A 19,879-nucleotide genomic window follows, 5' to 3' on the forward strand; every position below is an offset into this window, starting at 1 on the left:
ACCTTCATGCGCCTCGTCTTCGCCGGCACCCCCGCTGCGGCCGTGCCCACCCTTCGTCGCCTCGCGGTGTCCCACGACATCGCAGCGGTCGTCACCCGACCGGACGCACCTCTCGGGCGTCGTCGGGTGCTGACTCCGTCGCCCGTGGCTCAAGCGGCCGTCGAACTGGGCCTCCCCGTGATCAAGGCCGCTCGGCTCGATGACGCCGCGACCGAAGCGATCTCGGCCCTGCGGGCGGACCTCGGTGTGATCGTGGCCTACGGCGGGCTCGTGCGCGAGCCGCTGCTCTCGGCGCCGACCGCGGGCTGGATCAACCTGCACTTCTCCGTGCTGCCCGCCTGGCGGGGCGCGGCTCCGGTGCAGCGCGCACTGATCGCCGGCGACGAGGTTCTCGGTGCCAGCGTCTTCCAGCTCGTCGCGGAGCTGGATGCCGGCGACGTCTTCGCGAGCCGCACGGTCGACCTTCCCGCGACGGCGACGGCGGGAGAGGCGCTCGAGGCGCTCGCGCTGGACGGCGCCGAACTCACGGCCGACGTGGTCTCGGGGATCGCGGACGGTACAGCGGTAGCGGTGCCTCAGCAGGGCGAGCCGACCTTCGCCGCCAAGCTGACGCTCGCCGACGGACTGCTCGACTGGAACCAGCCGCTCGATGTCGTGTTCGCCCGGTTCCGTGGGGTGACCCCGGAACCGGGCGCGCACACCACCGTCGCCGGGCAGCCGCTGAAGGTGCTGGAAGCGGTCCCTGCGCCGGAGGCCGAAGCGCTGGCCCCAGGACGTCTTCGTGGAGCCAAGACGGCGCTCCACATCGGCACGTCCACCGGACCGCTGGCCGTCACCAGGGTTCAGCCCGCGGGCAAGGGAGCGATGAATGCCGTCGACTGGTGGCGCGGTGTGCGCGGGGTCGATGAATTGGTGGCGGGATCATGAGCGAAGACGGACGACCCCGGCGGCCGCAGCCGTCGAACGGACGGCCGCGTGGCGGGCGGGGAGCGACAGAGGCTCGTCGCGACGTTCAGCGTGGCCCCGTCCGTGCCGTGCAACCCGCGCGACGGGTGGCTTACGACGTGCTGCGCGCGGTGTCCGAGACGGATGCCTATGCGAACCTCGTCCTTCCTCCGGCGATCGCCGATGCGCGGCTCTCTCCGCAGGACGCGGCCCTCGCGACCGAGCTGACCTACGGCACGCTGCGACGACTCGGCACGTATGATGCGATCATCGCCGCTGCGGCGGATCGTTCGACCGACAGCATCGATCCGGCCGTGCTCGATGCGCTGCGCCTCGCGGTGCACCAGCTGCTCGCCACCCACGTCGCCTCGCATGCGGCTGTCAACGAGTCGGTGAACCTCGTGGCCACAGAGTCCGGCCGCGGCGCATCGAGCTTCGCGAACGCGGTGCTCCGACGTATCACGCGCGAATCGAGCGAGGACTGGCAGGAACGCATCGAGAGCGGGGCACGCTCCGACGACGAGCGCCTCGCTCTGCGTTCCGCACACCCGGTCTGGGTGATCCGCGCCTTGCGTCGCGCTCTGGCGGCCGAGGGGCGCGGAGAGGAACTGGACGCTCTTCTCGATGCCGACAACGCCTCGCCCGAGGTCACCCTCGTCGCCCTCCCCGGCCTGGCGGAGCCCGATGAGCCCCGACTTCCCTACGCGCCGACCGCCTTCGCGTCTCCCGGAGGCGATCCGCGTCGGCCGGTGGAAGCCACGGGCGGTACCGTGCGCGTGCAGGACGAGGGGTCCCAGCTCGTCGCGCTCGCGCTCGCGGGCGCCGCGCCCATCAAGACGGGGGAGCGCTGGCTCGACCTGTGCGCCGGTCCCGGCGGCAAGACGGCACTCCTCGCCGCGATCGCGCGTCAGCACGAGGCGACGCTGGAGGCGAACGAGATCGTCCCGGTCCGCGCGCGACTCGTCCGCAAGGCGCTCAGGGCGGTTCCCGGTGACGTCGTGGTGCACGAGCAGGACGGGCGCACCCTCGCCGCATCGCGGCCGGGCGAGTTCGACCGCATCCTCGTGGACGCCCCCTGCACGGGCCTCGGTGCGCTGCGCCGCCGTCCGGAAGCACGGTGGCGCAAGTCTCCGGCCGACGTCGCCGAGCTCGTTCCGCTCCAGGTGGAGCTGCTCTCCTCCGCCGTCGATGCTCTGGCCCCGGGCGGGATCGTCGCGTACGTCACGTGCTCTCCTCACCTCGCCGAGACGACGGGCGTCGTCAAGGAGGTCCTGCGCGACCGCACCGACGTCGTCGAACTCGATGCGCGCGCGGCCATCGCCGATGTCGCTCGCTCACCGATCGATCTGGCCGAGGAGGGGCGGGAGGGGTCGGGTAGCGCCCAGCTGTGGCCGCACCGACACGGGACGGACGCGATGTTCCTCGCACTCCTGCAACGCTCATCGACCGGGAACCACTCATCTGGGAAGGAAGACTAGGACCGTGGAACTGCCCCGCGCCCCGCGCATCAACCCGAGTATCCTCGCTGCCGATTTCGTGAACATGCAGGCGGACCTCGCCCGGATCGCGACAGCCGACTTCGCGCACGTGGATGTCATGGACAACCACTTCGTCCCCAACCTGACGTTCGGCCCGCAGATGGTGGAACGCATCCAGGCGACCAGTCCGATTCCGCTCGACGTGCATCTGATGATCACCGACCCGGAGCGCTGGGCTCCCGGATACGCCGAGATCGGCGCGGCGAGCGTGACCTTCCATCTCGAAGCGTCGAGCGATCCCGTGGCCCTCGCACGCCGGTTGCGTGACATCGGCTCGCGGGCGGGGGTCGCGGTCAAGCCGGCGACTCCCGTGGAATCGCTGTACGACGTGCTCGACGAGTTCGATCAGATCCTCGTGATGACGGTCGAGCCCGGCTTCGGGGGACAGGGCTTCATGCCCGAGACGATGCCGAAGCTCCGTGCCCTCGCAGACGAGGCGCGTCGGCGAGGATCCCGCGTCTGGCTCCAGGTCGACGGCGGTATCTCCGACCGCACGATCGAGATCGCCGCCGATGCGGGCGCCGACACGTTCGTCGCGGGCTCGGCCGTATACGGCGCCGATGACATCGAGGCGGCCGTCACCCGGCTGAGAGACCTCGCCAGAGCCGCTAGCCTGGAACCGTGAAGACTTTCGACGAGCTGTTCGCCGAGCTCAGCGTCAAGGCCGAGACCCGTCCTGAGGGATCGGGGACGGTCGCCGAACTCGACGGCGGCGTGCACACGATCGGCAAGAAGATCGTGGAAGAGGCCGCCGAGGTGTGGATGGCGTCGGAGTACGAGTCCGACGAAGCCGCCGCCGAGGAGATCTCCCAGCTGCTGTACCACGTCCAGGTGATGATGCTCGCGAAGGGCCTCAGCCTGCAGGACGTCTACCGACATCTGTGATGCGCTCCGTTCCGATCTCCTCGAACTGAAAGCCATCCATGCTGCGCATCGCTGTTCCCAACAAGGGCTCGCTCTCCGAGACCGCCGCCGACATGCTCGCCGAGGCGGGCTACGCCGGTCGCCGCGACCCCAAGACCCTGCACGTCATCGACGCCGAGAACGACGTCGAGTTCTTCTTCCTCCGCCCCAAGGACATCGCCACTTATGTCGGCTCCGGCGCGATCGATGTCGGCATCACCGGACGTGATCTGCTGCTCGACGCCCGCATGCCGGGTGCGCGGGAGATCGAGGCGCTCGGTTTCGCCGGCTCGACGTTCCGCTTCGCCGCTCCGACCGGACGCTACACCGACGTGAGCGAGCTCGACGGTCTGCGCATCGCCACCTCGTATCCCGGCCTGGTGGACGCCTTCCTCGACGAACGCGACATCGCCGTCGATCTGGTGCCGCTCGACGGAGCCGTGGAGTCCGCGGTCCGCCTCGGCGTCGCCGACGCGGTCGCCGATGTCGTCGAGACCGGGACGACCCTGCGCCAGGCCGGGCTCGAGGTCTTCGGTCCGGTCATCCTGGAATCCGAGGCGGTACTCATCGCGGGACCGGTGGATGCCGAGGGCGCGGACACGCTTCTTCGTCGCCTCCGCGGCGTGATGGTCGCACGTCGCTTCGTGATGATCGACTACGACCTGCCGGTCGCCCTCCTCGATGACGCCGTGAAGATCGCCGGCGGCGTCGAATCGCCGACCGTCTCTCCGCTGCGCGACCCCGAGTGGGTGGCGGTGCGGGTCATGGTGGCGCGCTCCCGCGTGAACCCCGTGATGGATGCGCTGTACGCGCTGGGTGCGCGGGCCATCCTGGTCACCGCGATCCACAACGCGAGACTCTGATGACGCTCGCCAGTCGGGTGATCCCGTGCCTCGACGTGGCCGATGGCCGCGTCGTCAAGGGAGTCAACTTCGAGAACCTGCGCGACATGGGCGACCCGGTCGAGCTCGCCCGGCATTACGCCGCCCAGGGCGCGGACGAAATCACTTTCCTCGACGTCACCGCCACGGTCGACGCCCGTGCGACGACCTACGATGTCGTGCAGCGCACCGCCGAGCAGGTGTTCGTCCCGCTGACCGTGGGCGGGGGCGTGCGCAGCGTCGACGATGTCGCACGTCTCCTCGCGGTGGGCGCGGACAAGGTGGGGGTCAACTCCGCTGCGATCGCGCGCCCTGAGCTCATCGGCGAGATCGCTGACCGGTTCGGTGCCCAGGTGCTCGTGCTGTCGCTGGACGTGAAGCGTGCTCCGACAACGCGCTCGGGCTTCGTCGTGACGACACACGGCGGCCGGACCCAGACCACCCTCGATGCGCTCGACTGGGCGCGGGAGGCTGCGGAACGCGGCGCGGGTGAGCTGCTGGTGAACTCGATCGACGCCGACGGCACGCGTGACGGCTTCGACCTGGAGCTCGTCCGCCTGATGCGCGAGGCGGCCTCCGTACCGGTCATCGCTTCGGGCGGGGCGGGGCGGGCTTCCGACTTCGCTCCCGCGATCAAAGCGGGCGCGGATGCCGTCCTGGCGGCGAGCGTGTTCCACACCGGCGCGCTCACGGTCGGAGATGTCAAGGACGCGCTTCGCGCGGAAGGAGTGCTCGTACGATGAGCGATGCAGACGGGCAGGCGGCTTCGGTGGAGGAGCGCATCGCACAGGTCGTCTTCAACGCCGACGGCCTGGCCCCCGTGATCGTGCAGCAGTGGGACACGCGCGAGGTGCTCATGCTCGCCTGGGTCGATGCGGAGGCGCTTCGACGCACCTTGACATCAGGGCGGGCGACGTACTGGTCGCGCTCCCGCCAGGAGTACTGGCGCAAGGGGGACACGTCAGGGAACATCCAGGTCGTGCACGAGGCGCGTCTGGACTGCGACGGGGACGCGATCCTTCTCCTCGTCGCGCAGACGGGACCGGCCTGTCACACCGGCACGCGCACGTGCTTCGACACGAACGATCTCGAGGCGATCGTCGGGACGGACCAGTCGTGAGCTTCGCGCAGCGCGGTCGCGCCCTCTCCGTCTCCGGATTCCTTCTCGCCGGTGCGATCGGCATCATCTCGTCGACCCAGACCTGGCTGACGGTCGAGCGCGCGGATGCGGGCGAGGCGATCCTGGTCCCCGGTGCCTCCGCCATGGTGCTGCTCGCTCCGCTCAGTCTCGCGGTTCTGGCCCTCGGCGCGGCGCTGTCGATCTCCGGCAAGGTCGTGCGCCTGATCTTCGGTGTCCTCGCGGCGGCGACGGCGCTGTTCCTCGGCTGGTCGACTCTCCAGCTGCTGATCGCCGAACCCTTCGACGCGGTCGCGGCGACGGTGACCGAGGTCACCGGTCTCGCCGGGGGACTCGCCGTCCACGAGGTCGTGGCGAGCATCGTGCCGTCCGCCTGGCCGTACATCGCCCTCGTGGGCTGGGCGATCCTGCTCGTCGCGTCCCTGGTCGTCCTGATCACGTGGCGGGGATGGAAGGCCGGAGGGCGGCGCTACCGGACCGAACACGTCGAGGTCGCGCATGACGGTCCCGTCGACGCCGTGGATTCCTGGGACGAGCTGTCCCGGGGCACCGATCCGACGCGCTGACCCCGATAGACTGATTCCGAACCGCACGTCGTCCCCCCGGAGGAGAACATGACCAACCCGATCGCCGACCCCGGCCACGGACACTCGCCTGCCGCCTGGACCGCCGTCGTGATCATGCTGGTCGGCGTCGCCGCCGGCACCGTCGCCTTCTGCTTCGAGCAGCCCGCCCTCGTCGTGGCCTCGGTCGCGCTCATCCCGATCGGTGCGATCGTCGGCTGGGCGCTCGCGAAGGCCGGTTACGGCGTGAAGGGTCCGAAGTACGCTCCGAAGGCGCACTAATGGTGCTCGCCGACCTGACGGCCGGCGCTGTCGCAGACGCTGAGCGTCGCTCCCTGTCGCGCCCGCTGGCCACTGTCGAGCGAGACGCTCTCGCACGCCCCGCGGCCAAGGACGCGCTGTCGTTCCTCGCACCGTCGGATCGGGTGAAGATCATCGCGGAGGTCAAACGCGCGAGCCCCTCGCGAGGAGCTCTCGCCGACATCCCCGATCCCGCGCTGCAGGCTTCCCTGTACGAGGCGGGCGGCGCCTCCGCGATCAGCGTCCTCACGGAGGAGCGTCGTTTCGGCGGAAGCCTCGCCGACCTCGAGGCCGTCACGGCCCGGGTGTCGCTGCCGGTGCTGCGCAAGGACTTCATCGCCACCCGCTACCAGGTGCTCGAAGCCCGTGCGGCGGGTGCCGACCTCGTTCTGCTGATCGTCGCGGGCCTCGAGCCCGCGGTGCTCCGTGATCTCTTCGGCTTCATCGGCGAGCTGGGCATGACCCCTCTCGTGGAGACGCATTCCGCGGATGAGCTCGAGGCCGCGATCGATCTCGGCGCGCCGCTGATCGGCGTGAACGCGCGAGACCTCAAGACCCTCGAACTCGACCGCGACCTCTTCGGGCGCCTGGTCGATCGAATCCCCGACACGGCGGTGAAGATCGCGGAGTCCGCGGTGCTGACGCCCGCCGATGTCGTGCACTACCGCTCCGCCGGCGCCGATGTCGTCTTGATCGGCGAGGCGCTCGTGACCGGCGACCCGGTGGCCACCCTCAAGAGTTTCCTGGAGGCATGATGAGCCTGCGCGACCAGCACGGCCCGTTCTTCGGCGAGTTCGGCGGGCGCTACATGCCTGAGTCGCTCATCGCCGCGATCGATGAGCTGACGGTGGCCTATGAGGCGGCGATCGTCGATCCGGAGTTCCGAGCCGAGCTCGCGCACCTGCTCAGCTCGTACGCCGGCCGCCCTTCCGCCATCACCGAGGTACCGCGGTTCGCCGAGCACGCCGGGGGTGCGCGCATCTTCCTCAAGCGCGAAGACCTCAACCACACCGGCTCGCACAAGATCAACAACGTGCTCGGTCAGGCGCTGCTGACCAAGCGTCTGGGCAAGACCCGCGTGATCGCCGAGACCGGTGCCGGTCAGCACGGCGTCGCGACGGCGACCGCAGCGGCGCTGTTCGGTCTGGAGTGCACCATCTACATGGGCGAGGTCGATACCGAGCGTCAGGCGCTCAACGTCGCCCGCATGCGCCTTCTGGGCGCGGAGGTCGTTCCGGTCACCTCGGGTTCGCGAACGCTCAAGGACGCGATCAACGACGCCTACCGCGACTGGGTGGCGTCGGTCGAGACCACCAACTACATCTTCGGTACCGCGGCGGGACCGCACCCGTTCCCCGCGATGGTCCGTGATTTCCAGAAGATCATCGGCGAAGAGGCGCGTGCCCAGCTGCTCGACGAGGTCGGTCGTCTGCCGGACGCCGTCATGGCGTGCGTCGGCGGCGGATCCAACGCGATCGGCATGTTCGACGCGTTCCTCGATGACGAGGGCGTCAAGCTCTACGGCGTCGAGGCGGCGGGCGACGGCGTCGACACCGAGAAGCACGCGGCGTCGATCGAGCGGGGCCGCCCCGGTGTGCTGCACGGTGCGAAGACCTACGTCCTCCAGGACGCCGACGGTCAGACCGTCGAGTCGCACTCGATCTCCGCCGGACTCGACTACCCGGGCGTCGGTCCGGAGCACTCGTGGCTCGCCGACATCGGTCGTGCCGAGTACATCCCGGCCACCGACGACGAGGCGATGCAGGCGCTGCGTCTGCTCAGCCGGACAGAGGGGATCATCCCCGCCATCGAGTCGGCGCACGCTCTCGCCGGTGCCCTGCGCATCGGCCGCGAGCTCGGCCCCGACGGACTGATCGCCGTGTGTCTGTCCGGCCGCGGCGACAAGGACATGGACACCGCGGCGCGCTACTTCGAGCTCTACGACGAGGCCGCTCTGGCCCACGATGTCGCCGCGGAGAGCGAAGAGGAAGAACTGGCCGCGAAGGGGGAGCCGCAGCTATGAGCCGCGTCGAACAGGCGATCCAGCGCGCACAGGACGCCGGGCGCAGTGCCTTCGTCGGCTATCTGCCCGTGGGCTTCCCCGACCTCGAGACGAGCATCCAGGCGGCCATCGCCCTCGCCGAGAACGGTGTCGACATCATCGAGCTGGGCCCGCCGTATAGCGACCCGGTGATGGACGGCGCGATCATCCAGGAGGCGACCACCAAGGCCCTGGCGGCGGGTTTCCGGATGGCCGACCTCTTCACGGCGATCCGCGCGATCACGGCGGCGACCGATGTGCCCGTCCTCGTGATGACGTACTGGAACCCGGTCATGCAGTACGGCATCGACCGCTACGCGGACGACCTGCTCGCTGCGGGCGGCGCCGGATTGATCACGCCCGACATCACACCCGACGCGGCAGGGGAGTGGATCGCCGCGAGCGAGCGGACGGGCCTGGACCGGGTATTCCTCGCCGCTCCGACCTCTTCCGACGAGCGTCTCGACCTTGTGGTGAAGTCGTCCACCGGGTTCGTCTACACGGTCTCGACCATGGGCATCACCGGGGAGCGCGCTGAGCTCGATCGCGCCGCCCGCACCCTGGTCGGGCGTCTTCGCGCGCACGGCGCTCACCGTGCATGCGTCGGCATCGGCATCTCCACCGCCGAGCAGATCGCCGGGGTGTCGGAGTATGCCGACGGCGCGATCGTCGGCACCGCGCTCGTCCGCGCCCTGCGTGACGGCGGCGTGCCCGCCCTTGCGGAAGTCACCCGAAACCTGGCCTCCGGCACCTCGTCGGCACGCCCCGATCACGAGAACTAGAATCGCACTCATGTCACTCGCGCTCCACAGCACCTTCACGAACGTGCTCGCCAGCATCCCGAGCCCCACGGTCTCGTACTTCGACCTCGGGCCCATTCGGATCCACTTCTACGCGCTGTGCATCATCGCCGGCATCATCGTGGCGACCTTCCTGACGAATCACCGTCTCACCAAGCGCGGCGCGGAGCCGTGGGTCGTCATCGACATCTCGATCCTGGCCGTGCCCCTGGCGATCATCGGTGCGCGCATCTTCCACGTCCTGACCCACCCGAACGACTACTTCGGGGAGGGGATCAACACCTGGAACCCCTTCCAGCCCGGCTCGGTGTGGGCGATCTGGGAGGGCGGAATCGCGATCTTCGGTGCCCTCATCGGCGGTGCGATCGGTGCGTACCTCGGGTGCCGTTGGACCGGTATCCGCTTCTGGACGTTCGCCGACGCCCTGGCCCCCGGCCTGCTGTTGGCGCAGGCCATGGGCCGCTTCGGCAACTGGTTCAACAACGAGCTCTTCGGTCTTCCCACGGACCTGCCCTGGGGGCTGGAGATCCCGTCCACGAACTCGGCCTTCCCCCCGGGGCTGCCCGAGGGCACGCTGTTCCACCCGACCTTCCTCTACGAGGTTCTCTGGAACGGACTGGGAGTCATCGTCCTGCTCTGGCTCGGCCGCAAGCTCTTCTTCCAGTGGGGCCGTCTGTTCGCCATCTACCTGATCTGGTACAGCGCAGGCCGCATCGTCTGGGAGTCGATCCGCATCGATCCGAGCGAGATCATCCTCGGCCTGCGCAGCAACGTCCTTGCCGCGATCATCGGCGTCCTCGTCGGTCTCGCGATCCTCATCGTCCAGACACGTCGACACCCCGGACTCGAGCCTTCGCCGTACCAGCCGGGCCGCGAACGGACGGACGTGGACGCTGATGTACAATCGCAGAACAATCCCTCTGACTTCGTGGACGTGAGCGAGCCTCCGACCGAAGAAGTCACCGCAGGAGCCACCGCCACAAGCACTGCTCCCACGAGCGAGGACGGCTCTCGATAACGCCGCCTCGTGGCGGGAGAACCATTGCACTGAACGAGCGGGCCGACGTCGTCCCCGGGTTTCACTCGAAGATCTGAGGACGGTAACTGGTGTACTTCCAGCCCCCTTACGGCGCCTCCGGCGCATACCCCCCGAAGCAGGGCATGTACAACCCGGCGTTCGAGAAGGACGCCTGCGGCCTCGCCATGGTCGCGACCCTGCGCGGCGAAGCCGGGCACGACATCATCGCGTTGGCCCTCGAGGCCCTGCGCAACCTCGAGCACCGCGGAGCCATCGGCTCGGATGCGGGCACCGGGGACGGCGCCGGCATCCTGACGCAGATGCCCGATGCGTTCCTCCGCGCCGTCGTCGGCTTCGAACTGCCGCCCGTGGGGGAGTACGCGGCCGGACTGGCGTTCCTGCCCCGCGATTCGAGCGAGCGCCGCCAGCAGAAGGCCGGGATCGAGAAGATCGCCCGCTCCGAGGGCCTCCGGGTCCTCGGCTGGCGCGACGTCCCCACCGCCAACGAGAACCTCGGCAAGCTCGCCGATGAGGCCCGTCCTGCCTTCGAGCAGCTCTTCGTGAGCGCCGGCGGGGCGACCCACACCGATGCGCCGCTCACGGGCATCGCCCTCGACCGCGTCGCCTACCGTCTGCGCAAGCGCGCCGGTCACGAACTCGGCGCCTACTTCGTCTCGCTCTCGGCGCGCACGCTCGGCTACAAGGGCATGGTCACGACGCTGCAGCTCGAGCCGTTCTACCCCGACCTGCAGGATGAGCGCTTCGCGTCCGAACTCGCCGTGGTGCACTCCCGGTACTCCACGAACACGTTCCCCTCGTGGCCGCTCGCGCAGCCGCTGCGCATGCTCGCCCACAACGGTGAGATCAACACGGTCGGAGGCAACCGCAACTGGATGCGCGCCCGCCAGTCTCAGCTCGAATCCGAACTGCTGGGCGACATCACCCCGCTCCTGCCCATCTGCACCGACGGTGCCAGCGACTCGGCCTCGTTCGACGAGGTGCTAGAGCTGCTGACCCTCACCGGCCGCAGCCTGCCGCACGCCATCATGATGATGGTTCCTGAGGCCTACGAGAAGCAGGCCGACATCACGCCGGAGCTGCGCTCGTTCTACGAGTACCACTCCAACCAGATGGAACCGTGGGACGGTCCTGCCGCTCTGATCTTCACCGACGGCACGCTCGTCGGTGCCACGCTCGACCGCAACGGCCTGCGTCCCGGACGCTGGACCGAGACGACCGACGGGCTCGTGGTCATCGGCTCCGAGACCGGCGTGCTGCAGTTCGAGCCGGAGCGCATCAAGCGCCGTGGTCGCCTGCAGCCCGGGAAGATGTTCCTCGTCGACACCGCGCAGCGCCGCATCGTCGAGGACAGCGAGATCAAGCACGACCTCGCCACGATGCACCCGTGGCAGGAGTGGCTGGACGCCGGTGCCGTGCGTCTTGCCGAGCTGCCGGAGCGCGAGCACATCGTGCACCCGCCGGCATCGATCACTCGCCGTCAGCGCACCTTCGGCTACACCGAGGAAGAGGTCCGCATCCTCCTCACCCCCATGGGGCAGACCGGCGTCGAGCCGCTCGGCGCCATGGGATCGGACACGCCGATCGCTGTGCTGAGCAAGCGTCCCCGGCTGTTGTTCGACTACTTCACGCAGCAGTTCGCGCAGGTGACCAACCCGCCTCTCGACTCGATCCGCGAAGAGGTCGTGACGAGCCTCAAGCTGGGCCTCGGCCCGGAGAGCAACCTGCTGTCGTGGGGGCCGGAGCACACCCGCACGGTCTCGCTCGACTTCCCGGTGATCGACAACGACGAGCTCGCGAAGATTCGCCACATCGACAAGGCCATGCCCGGCCGGTCGAGCGCGACCATCCGGGGTCTGTACCACTTCGATGCCGGGCCCCAGACGCTGCAGGACCGGCTCTCCGAGATGTGCGCAGAGGTGGACGAGGCGATCGAGAACGGCGCCGAGTTCATCATCCTGTCGGACCGCGACTCCAACAAGGACCTCACCCCGATCCCGTCTCTCCTCATGGTGTCGGCGATCCATCACCATCTCATCCGGCGCGAGAACCGCATGAAGGTCGGTCTCATCGTCGAAGCGGGTGACGTCCGCGAGGTGCACCACGTCGCGACGCTGATCGGCTACGGCGCCTCCGCCGTCAACCCGTACCTCGCTATGGAGACGGTCGAGCACCTCGTGCGCACCGGCTACATCAACGGCATCACGCCCGAGAAGGCGGTCAAGAACCTGATCTACGCGCTCGGCAAGGGCGTGCTCAAGATCATGTCGAAGATGGGCATCTCCACGGTGTCGTCGTACGCGGGCGCTCAGGTGTTCGAGGCGGTCGGCCTCAGCCAGGAGTTCATCGACGCGTACTTCACGCGCACCGAGTCCAAGCTCGGCGGTATCGGCATCGAGGAGATCTTCGCCGAGAACCAGGCACGCCACGACTACGCGTATCCCGAGGATGCGGCCGCACGTGCGCACGAGCGTCTGTGGACCGGCGGCGAGTACCAGTGGCGTCGGGACGGTTCTCCGCACCTGTTCAATCCGGAGACGGTGTTCAAGCTGCAGCACTCGACCCGCACACGGCGGTACGACATCTTCCGCGAGTACACGAAGCTCGTCGACGAGCAGGCCGCAGAGCTGAAGACCCTGCGCGGACTCTTCACCCTGCGCACCGGCACACGCAAGCCCGTGCCGCTCGACGAGGTCGAACCGGTCTCCGCGATCGTCAAGCGGTTCTCCACGGGGGCGATGAGCTACGGCTCGATCTCCCGGGAAGCGCACGAGACCCTCGCGATCGCGATGAACAGCATCGGGGCCAAGTCGAACACGGGCGAGGGCGGCGAGGACCCCGATCGGCTGGTCGACCCCGAGCGCCGCAGCTCGATCAAGCAGGTCGCCTCCGGACGCTTCGGCGTCACGAGCCTCTACCTCACCGAGGCGGACGACATCCAGATCAAGCTCGCGCAGGGTGCCAAGCCCGGCGAGGGAGGTCAGCTGCCCCCGACCAAGGTGTACCCCTGGGTGGCACGCACGCGTCACGCGACCGCCGGGGTGGGCCTGATCTCGCCGCCGCCGCATCACGACATCTACTCGATCGAAGACCTCAAGCAGTTGATCTTCGACCTGAAGAGGGCGAATCCCGAGGCACGCATCCACACCAAGCTGGTGAGCCAGTCGGGCATCGGTGCGGTGTCGGCGGGTGTCGCGAAGGCACTGAGCGACGTCATCCTGGTCTCCGGTCACGACGGGGGAACGGGTGCCAGCCCGCTGAACTCGCTCAAGCACGCGGGTACGCCGTGGGAGCTCGGTCTCGCCGAGACGCAGCAGACGCTCATGCTCAACGGCATGCGCGACCGTGTGGTCGTGCAGGTCGACGGGCAGCTCAAGACCGGTCGCGATGTGATCATCGGAGCCCTGCTGGGAGCCGAGGAGTTCGGCTTCGCCACGGCTCCGCTCGTGGTCAGCGGCTGCATCATGATGCGCGTATGCCACCTCGACACCTGCCCGGTGGGCGTCGCGACCCAGAACCCGGTGCTGCGCGAGCGGTTCACGGGCAAGCCCGAGTTCGTCGTGAACTTCATGGAGTTCATCGCGGAGGAGGTGCGCGAGCTCCTCGCCGAACTCGGATACCGCTCGATCGACGAGATCGTCGGCCGTGCCGACCTCATCGAGGTGAACGCCGCTGTCGAGCACTGGAAGGCCGAGGGGCTCGACCTCACTCCGGTGCTCGAAGGACCGGTGTTCCCTGCGGGTGAGCCGCGTCGCAGCGGGCGCACACAGGATCACGAGCTCGAGAAGCACTTCGACGTGCAGCTCATCGACATCGCGAAGGGGGCGCTCCTCAACGGCGAACCCGTCGTGGTGGAGCTGCCCATCGCCAACACCGAGCGCGCCGTGGGCACGATGCTGGGTCACCAGGTGACCTCGCGGCACGGGGCGGCGGGTCTGCCGCAGGGCACGATCGACGTCACGCTGCACGGCACCGCCGGACAGTCGCTCGGCGCGTTCCTGCCGCCGGGGATCGTGCTCCGCCTCGAGGGCGATGCGAACGACTACGTCGGCAAGGGGCTCTCCGGCGGCGACATCACGATCCGCCCGCCGCGCGGCTCCGCGATCGCTCCGCACGAGAACGTGATCGCCGGCAACGTGATCGGCTACGGCGCGACCTCGGGGACGATGTTCATCTCGGGCGTCGTCGGCGAGCGCTTCCTCGTGCGCAACTCCGGTGCGACCGCTGTCGTCGAGGGCGTGGGTGACCACGCTCTGGAGTACATGACGGGTGGTCTGGCCGTGATCCTCGGGTCGACCGGGCGCAACTTCGGCGCCGGCATGTCCGGGGGAGTGGCGTATGTGCACGCGCTCGACACGAGCAAGGTGAACGCGCAATCCCTCGGGAGTGGAGAGCTGCTGCTCGAACCGCTCGATCGAGCGGACCTCGAGGTGCTGCGCAGCCTGCTGGTCGCGCATGTCGAGCGCACGGCGTCGCCGTTGGCCTCGTCCTTCCTCGAGAGCTTCGAGGAGACCGCTGCAGAGTTCGTGAAGGTGCTGCCTCGTGACTTCGCCGCTGTGCGGAGCATGCGCGAGGAGGCGCTGGCCGAGGGGATCGACCCCGACGGCGACATCGTGTGGAACCGCATCCTGGAGGTGACCGGTGGCTGATCCCAAAGGCTTTCTGAAGGTGACCGAGCGGGAACTCCCCGCACGACGTCCGGTGCCGGTGCGCATCATGGACTGGAAAGAGGTCTACGAGCCCGGTGACAAGCAGGTGCTCCGTCGTCAGGCCGGCCGTTGCATGGACTGCGGTGTGCCGTTCTGCCACCAGGGGTGCCCGCTCGGCAACCTGATCCCCGAGTGGAACGACCTGACGTGGCGCGGTGAGGGTCGCGCGGCGATCGAGCGTCTGCACGCCACCAACAACTTCCCTGAGTTCACGGGACGGCTGTGCCCTGCGCCGTGCGAGAGCTCGTGCGTGCTCGGCATCAACCAGCCGGCCGTGACCATCAAGCAGATCGAGGTCTCGATCATCGACGAGGCGTTCGCGAAGGGCTGGGTCGAACCCGAGCCGCCGGAGCGCCTGACGGGCAAGACCGTCGCTGTCGTCGGATCGGGACCGGCGGGTCTCGCCGCCGCGCAGCAGCTCACCCGCGCCGGGCACACCGTCGCGGTCTTCGAGCGTGACGACCGCATCGGAGGTCTGCTCCGCTACGGCATCCCCGACTTCAAGATGGAGAAGACCCAGCTCGAGTCGCGTCTTCGTCAGATGCAGGAGGAGGGCACCCGCTTCCGTGCCGGTGTCGAGATCGGCAAGGACATCTCCTGGCCCGATCTGCGCGCGCGGTACGACGCGGTCGTCATCGCCACCGGATCCACGGTTCCTCGCGATCTCGCGATCCCCGGCCGTGACCTCGACGGGGTGCATTTCGCCATGGAGTACCTCGTGGAGTCGAACCACGCGGTCGCGGGCGACAAGGTCGCCGATCAGATCAGCGCCGAGGGCAAGCACGTCATCGTGATCGGCGGCGGTGACACCGGAGCGGACTGCATCGGCACCGCTCACCGTCAGGGCGCACTCAGCGTCACCAACCTCGCGATCGGCAAGCAGCCGGGTGACACGCGTCCCGACCACCAGCCGTGGCCGATGATGCCGACCGTGTTCGAGGTCTCGTCTGCGCACGAGGAGGGCGGCGAGCGGGTGTTCCTCGCGTCGACCGTCGAGTTCCTCGGAAACGAGGTCGGCGAGGTCCGAGCCCTGCGTGTCGCCGAGACCGAGTACGTCGATGGACGCCGTGTGCCCAAGAGCGGCACCGAGAGGGAGATCCCGGCCGACCTCATCCTGATCGCGATGGGATTCACCGGTCCCGAGCAGGGCGGATACACCGAGGACACGCTTCCGCAGGTGACCGACCGGGGTGCGTTCCGTCGCGACTCCTCGTACGAGTCGACGGTTCCCGGCGTGTTCGTGGCCGGCGACGCCGGACGCGGTCAGTCGCTCATCGTCTGGGCCATCGCCGAAGGGCGTGCGGCGGCGGCGAACGTCGACCGGTTCCTGATGGGCACCACCGTGCTGCCCGAGCCGGTGCACCCGAGTGATGTCGCGATCGGTCTCCAGCCCGCGTAGGCTGAGGCCGGCACCGTCGCCTGATTTACCTTCCCCCACTTCTACCCTGGAGAAATCTTTGAGACGCGCGAAAATCGTCGCCACCCTGGGCCCCGCCACCTCCACCTATGAGACGGTGCGCGCACTGATCGATGCGGGGGTGGATGTCGCTCGACTGAACCTCAGCCACGGCGACTACTCCGTGCACGAGAACAACTACGCCAACGTGCGTCGTGCCGCAGAAGACGCCGGCCGTGCCGTCGCCATCCTCGTCGACCTGCAGGGCCCGAAGATCCGTCTCGGCAAGTTCGAGAACGGCCCCTACGAACTCGCCAAGGGCGACATCTTCAAGATCACCACCGAGGACATCATCGGCAACAAGGACATCAGCGGGACGACCTTCAAGGGTCTGCCGCATGACGTCAAGCCGGGAGACTTCCTCCTGATCGACGACGGCAAGGTCCGGGTCGAGGTCGTCGAGACCGACGGCGTCACCGTCACGACCAAGGTCATCGTCGCCGGTGCCGTGTCCAACAACAAGGGCATCAACCTGCCCGGCGTCGCCGTCAACGTCCCCGCGCTGAGCGAGAAGGACGAAGACGACCTGCGCTGGGGTCTGCGCATCGGTGCCGACCTGATCGCCCTGTCGTTCGTGCGCAACGCCGCCGACGTCGAGCGTGTGCACGAGATCATGGCGGAAGAGGGCGTCCGCGTCCCTGTCATCGCTAAGGTCGAGAAGCCGCAGGCCGTCGACGCGCTCGAAGAGATCGTCGACGCGTTCGACGCGATCATGGTCGCTCGTGGCGACCTCGGTGTGGAACTTCCGCTCGAGGCCGTGCCGATTGTGCAGAAGCGCGCCGTCGAGATCGCGCGTCGTATGGCCAAGCCGGTCATCGTCGCGACGCAGATGCTCGAGTCGATGATCAGCAGCCCGGTGCCGACCCGCGCCGAGACCTCGGATGTCGCGAACGCCGTGCTCGACGGCGCGGACGCGGTCATGCTGTCGGGTGAGACCAGCGTCGGCGACTACCCGGTGGTCGTCGTCGAGACCATGGCGCGGATCATCGCGTCCACGGAAGAGCACGGCTTGGAGCGCATCGCGCCCCTCACGACCAAGCCCCGCACCCAGGGTGGTGCCATCACGCTTGCTGCTCTCGAGGTCGCCGAGTTCGTCGACGCGAAGTTCCTCTGCGTGTTCACCCAGTCGGGCGACTCCGCGCGTCGTCTGTCGCGCCTGCGCTCGCGCATCCCGATGATCGCGTTCACGCCCGAGCCGGGCATCCGTCGCCGAATGGCGCTGACCTGGGGCATCCGTTCGACCCTGGTCGACATGGTGCAGCACACCGACCTGATGTATCACCAGGTCGACGAGTATCTGCTCGGCAACGGTCTCGCCGAGGAAGGGGACAAGGTCGTCGTGATCTCCGGCTCCCCTCCCGGAATCGTCGGATCGACGAACGACCTTCGTGTGCACAAGGTCGGCGATGCGATCCGCGGTGCAGCTCCGATCTACAAGGCCGGCGTCTGACGCACAGCATCCAGAGGGGGCGGGACTTCGGTCCCGCCCCCTCTGTCATGCGCATCGGGTAGTTTTCACTCATGGAGCCGTGGTGTCGTCGGAGGAGCCCGTCATCGGCGTGCTGAAGAACGCGGGGTGGTGGATCGCCGACTACGTGTACGCCGGGTACTGGCAGGTGCGCGCGATGTTCGACCGCACCGATCCGGCATCCTTCGCATCCGGGAGTGCGGCGCACATCGTCGTCCTCCCGGGCGTCTATGAGACGTGGCGGTTCCTGCAGCCGCTCGTCGCCGCCATGCACGACCGCGGGCATCCGGTCCACATCGTCGATACGCTTCACCGGAATCAGCGACCGGTGGCGGACATGGCGCGAGCCGTGGAGGCGTTCCTGACGGAGAACGGGCTCGACGATGTGATCCTCGTCGCCCACAGCAAAGGGGGTCTCGCAGGAAAGGTCGTGATGACGGGTCCCGCGGGCGAGCGAGTGCGTTCGATGCTCGCGATCGCGACCCCGTTCGGGGGTTCGCGCTATGCCCGGCTCATGCTGTCGCGCACTCTGCGGGAGTTCTCACCGGAAGACCCGTCGATCGTGAGCCTCGCGCAGCAGCTCACGGTGAACGGGCGGATCGTGTCGGTCTATGCGACGTTCGACCCCCATATCCCGGAGGGGAGCGAACTCGCCGGAGCCAAGAACGTCCGCCTCGACACGGGCGGGCACTTCCGGATCCTCGCGAATCCTCGGGTCCTGGCGGAACTCGCGGTCCTCGCGGAATAGTTCGTCGCCGAGGATCAGAAGGTCACCGGCAGCCGTCAGCCTCTGCGCGGTCTCCGTCCAGCGTCGGGAGCCACAGCAGCAGGTCCGGCAGGGAGGCATAGGCGGCGAGGCCGTGGGTGACGCCGGGGTAGCGGTGGAACGTCACCTCGGCGTTCTGCGTGCACAGCAGCTTCACGTAGTCCTCGGTCGCGCTCGGCAGCACGAGTTCGTCGGCTTCTCCCTGGCCGACGAAGACGGGCACTCTGACGGGACTGTTCCCCGCACTGTTCTCCTGCAACATCGTCTGCCACGGTTCCGTCGTGGCGGGATCGCTCCGGACGTATCCGCCGACCAGGGGATCGGCGATCGCGTGGATCTCATCGTTCTGGGTGAGCAGGCACAGGGCGGCCATCGCCGGTGTCGCCTTCAGCCCGGCGGGGGTGAGGATGCCGGTGATCTCCGTGGCGCCGTACTGCTCGGCGTAGGCGGCCTCGTAGGCCGGAACGGCGAGGGAAGCGATCGTGACGCCGGAGAGGTTCACGATGTCGTCGGTCATCAGGGCGTTCAGATTCGCCGCCGGGGCCGCCACAGCGACCCCTTCGATCGTGAGCTCGTGCGCGTACTCCGCTGCACGTTCCGCAGCGAAGAGCACAGCCTGCCCGCCCTGCGAGTGTCCCCACAGCACGACCCGGTCGCTCACGTGTGCGTCGTCGATCCGTCGCGCCGCCCGGACGATGTCGAGCACACTGTTGGACTCGGGCACGCCGAGCAGATACGACGACGCGCCTTCGACGCCGAGCCCCGGATAGTCGGTGGCCACGACCGCGTAGCCCTCGGCGAGCAGCTCATGCATCCCCTCGATGTACTGGAACGGATCCAGGCCGCGTGAAGGCGCACACGTCGATGCCGCACCGGTGGTGGGATGGCCCCAGGAGATCACGGTGCGTCCGCCCTCGGGAGCAGGCCCGTCCGGGACGATCACCACGCCGGAGACAGGGATGTCCGCCCCCACGAGATCGCGGGAGTGGTAGATCACGCGCCACGCGACGGCGCCCACGGGTGCGCTCTCGATCGACTCGATGCGGATGATCTCGCCCGGATCTCCCCGGGGTGGGGGAGAGGGGAGGGTGTAGAACGCGGGATCCGCTCGGGCTTCGTCCTGCTCGGCGAAGGTTCTCCGTGTCACCTCGGCGGCGAGGAGCATGAGAGCCACGGCGAGGACGGCGCCGATGACGATGAGGGCACGGCGACGACGTCGCGGACGCGCAGCGTGTGCGGCAGGCAGGTCGTCGCCTTCGTGCATAAGGACTTTCTAGCGCACGGGGCCGTTTCGAGGGAGGGGGCTGGTGGGCGCGGAGGAGACGACGGAGGGAG

The 19,879-nt window shown here is 68.5% G+C and carries 18 protein-coding genes; 17 read left to right on the forward strand and 1 reads right to left on the reverse strand.

Annotation, left to right across the window (positions count from 1 at the left end):
* Positions 1–6 precede the first annotated feature (6 nt).
* From GLO27_RS06490 to GLO27_RS06570, 17 genes are all read left to right on the forward strand, one after another.
* A complete protein-coding gene (locus tag GLO27_RS06490) occupies positions 7–927 on the forward strand; it encodes a methionyl-tRNA formyltransferase (RefSeq protein ID WP_167254094.1) in 921 nt (306 codons plus the stop codon).
* The gene (locus GLO27_RS06495; RefSeq protein ID WP_208323563.1) at positions 924–2,423 is read left to right on the forward strand and encodes a transcription antitermination factor NusB; all 1,500 of its coding nucleotides are present in this window, start codon (positions 924–926) and stop codon (positions 2,421–2,423) included. The genes GLO27_RS06490 and GLO27_RS06495 overlap by 4 nt, the downstream gene beginning before the upstream one ends.
* Before the next feature lie 4 nt (positions 2,424–2,427).
* Positions 2,428–3,108, forward strand: a complete 681-nt coding sequence (gene rpe / locus GLO27_RS06500) for a ribulose-phosphate 3-epimerase (protein WP_021200603.1) — start codon at positions 2,428–2,430, stop codon at positions 3,106–3,108.
* Positions 3,105–3,368: a phosphoribosyl-ATP diphosphatase gene (locus GLO27_RS06505; RefSeq protein ID WP_017202142.1), complete on the forward strand. Its 264-nt coding sequence runs from the start codon at positions 3,105–3,107 to the stop codon at positions 3,366–3,368. The genes rpe and GLO27_RS06505 overlap by 4 nt, the downstream gene beginning before the upstream one ends.
* Positions 3,369–3,406: 38 nt before the next feature.
* On the forward strand, positions 3,407–4,249 hold the full coding sequence (hisG, locus tag GLO27_RS06510) for an ATP phosphoribosyltransferase (RefSeq protein WP_021200602.1): 843 nt from the start codon (positions 3,407–3,409) through the stop codon (positions 4,247–4,249).
* Entirely contained in the window at positions 4,249–5,010 is a 762-nt protein-coding gene (gene hisF, locus GLO27_RS06515; RefSeq protein WP_021200601.1) for an imidazole glycerol phosphate synthase subunit HisF, read from the forward strand. The genes hisG and hisF overlap by 1 nt, the downstream gene beginning before the upstream one ends.
* A complete protein-coding gene (gene hisI, locus GLO27_RS06520; RefSeq protein WP_021200600.1) occupies positions 5,007–5,387 on the forward strand; it encodes a phosphoribosyl-AMP cyclohydrolase in 381 nt (126 codons plus the stop codon). Before hisF ends, hisI begins: the two co-directional genes overlap by 4 nt.
* A complete protein-coding gene (locus GLO27_RS06525; RefSeq protein WP_021200599.1) occupies positions 5,384–5,971 on the forward strand; it encodes a Trp biosynthesis-associated membrane protein in 588 nt (195 codons plus the stop codon). The genes hisI and GLO27_RS06525 overlap by 4 nt, the downstream gene beginning before the upstream one ends.
* 48 nt (positions 5,972–6,019) lie before the next feature.
* Positions 6,020–6,250 (forward strand): HGxxPAAW family protein, encoded by a 231-nt coding sequence (locus tag GLO27_RS06530; protein ID WP_021200598.1) that lies wholly within the window; start codon positions 6,020–6,022, stop codon positions 6,248–6,250.
* A gap of 2 nt (positions 6,251–6,252) precedes the next feature.
* Positions 6,253–7,023, forward strand: coding sequence for an indole-3-glycerol phosphate synthase TrpC (gene trpC / locus GLO27_RS06535; protein ID WP_029259244.1), 771 nt, complete (start codon positions 6,253–6,255; stop codon positions 7,021–7,023).
* Positions 7,023–8,291, forward strand: a complete 1,269-nt coding sequence (gene trpB / locus GLO27_RS06540; RefSeq protein WP_167254745.1) for a tryptophan synthase subunit beta — start codon at positions 7,023–7,025, stop codon at positions 8,289–8,291. The genes trpC and trpB overlap by 1 nt, the downstream gene beginning before the upstream one ends.
* The gene (gene trpA, locus GLO27_RS06545) at positions 8,288–9,091 is read left to right on the forward strand and encodes a tryptophan synthase subunit alpha (protein ID WP_029259243.1); all 804 of its coding nucleotides are present in this window, start codon (positions 8,288–8,290) and stop codon (positions 9,089–9,091) included. Before trpB ends, trpA begins: the two co-directional genes overlap by 4 nt.
* 10 nt (positions 9,092–9,101) lie before the next feature.
* Positions 9,102–10,127 (forward strand): prolipoprotein diacylglyceryl transferase, encoded by a 1,026-nt coding sequence (gene lgt / locus GLO27_RS06550; protein WP_021200594.1) that lies wholly within the window; start codon positions 9,102–9,104, stop codon positions 10,125–10,127.
* A gap of 143 nt (positions 10,128–10,270) precedes the next feature.
* On the forward strand, positions 10,271–14,794 hold the full coding sequence (gene gltB / locus GLO27_RS06555) for a glutamate synthase large subunit (protein ID WP_096359530.1): 4,524 nt from the start codon (positions 10,271–10,273) through the stop codon (positions 14,792–14,794).
* Complete coding sequence (locus tag GLO27_RS06560) at positions 14,787–16,253, forward strand: glutamate synthase subunit beta (protein ID WP_167254097.1); 1,467 nt, start codon at positions 14,787–14,789, stop codon at positions 16,251–16,253. Before gltB ends, GLO27_RS06560 begins: the two co-directional genes overlap by 8 nt.
* Positions 16,254–16,311: 58 nt before the next feature.
* Complete coding sequence (gene pyk, locus GLO27_RS06565) at positions 16,312–17,760, forward strand: pyruvate kinase (protein ID WP_021200591.1); 1,449 nt, start codon at positions 16,312–16,314, stop codon at positions 17,758–17,760.
* Positions 17,761–17,839: 79 nt separating this feature from the next.
* A complete protein-coding gene (locus GLO27_RS06570) occupies positions 17,840–18,526 on the forward strand; it encodes an alpha/beta hydrolase (protein ID WP_167254099.1) in 687 nt (228 codons plus the stop codon).
* Between the two features lie 22 nt (positions 18,527–18,548).
* Here GLO27_RS06570 and GLO27_RS06575 read toward each other — a convergent pair whose 3' ends face one another.
* Positions 18,549–19,808: an alpha/beta fold hydrolase gene (locus GLO27_RS06575; RefSeq protein WP_167254101.1), complete on the reverse strand. Its 1,260-nt coding sequence runs from the start codon at positions 19,806–19,808 to the stop codon at positions 18,549–18,551.
* Between the last annotated feature and the right edge of the window lie 71 nt (positions 19,809–19,879).

Origin of the sequence: Microbacterium sp. Be9, assembly GCF_011754135.1 — a bacterium.
Lineage (GTDB): Bacteria > Actinomycetota > Actinomycetes > Actinomycetales > Microbacteriaceae > Microbacterium > Microbacterium maritypicum_A.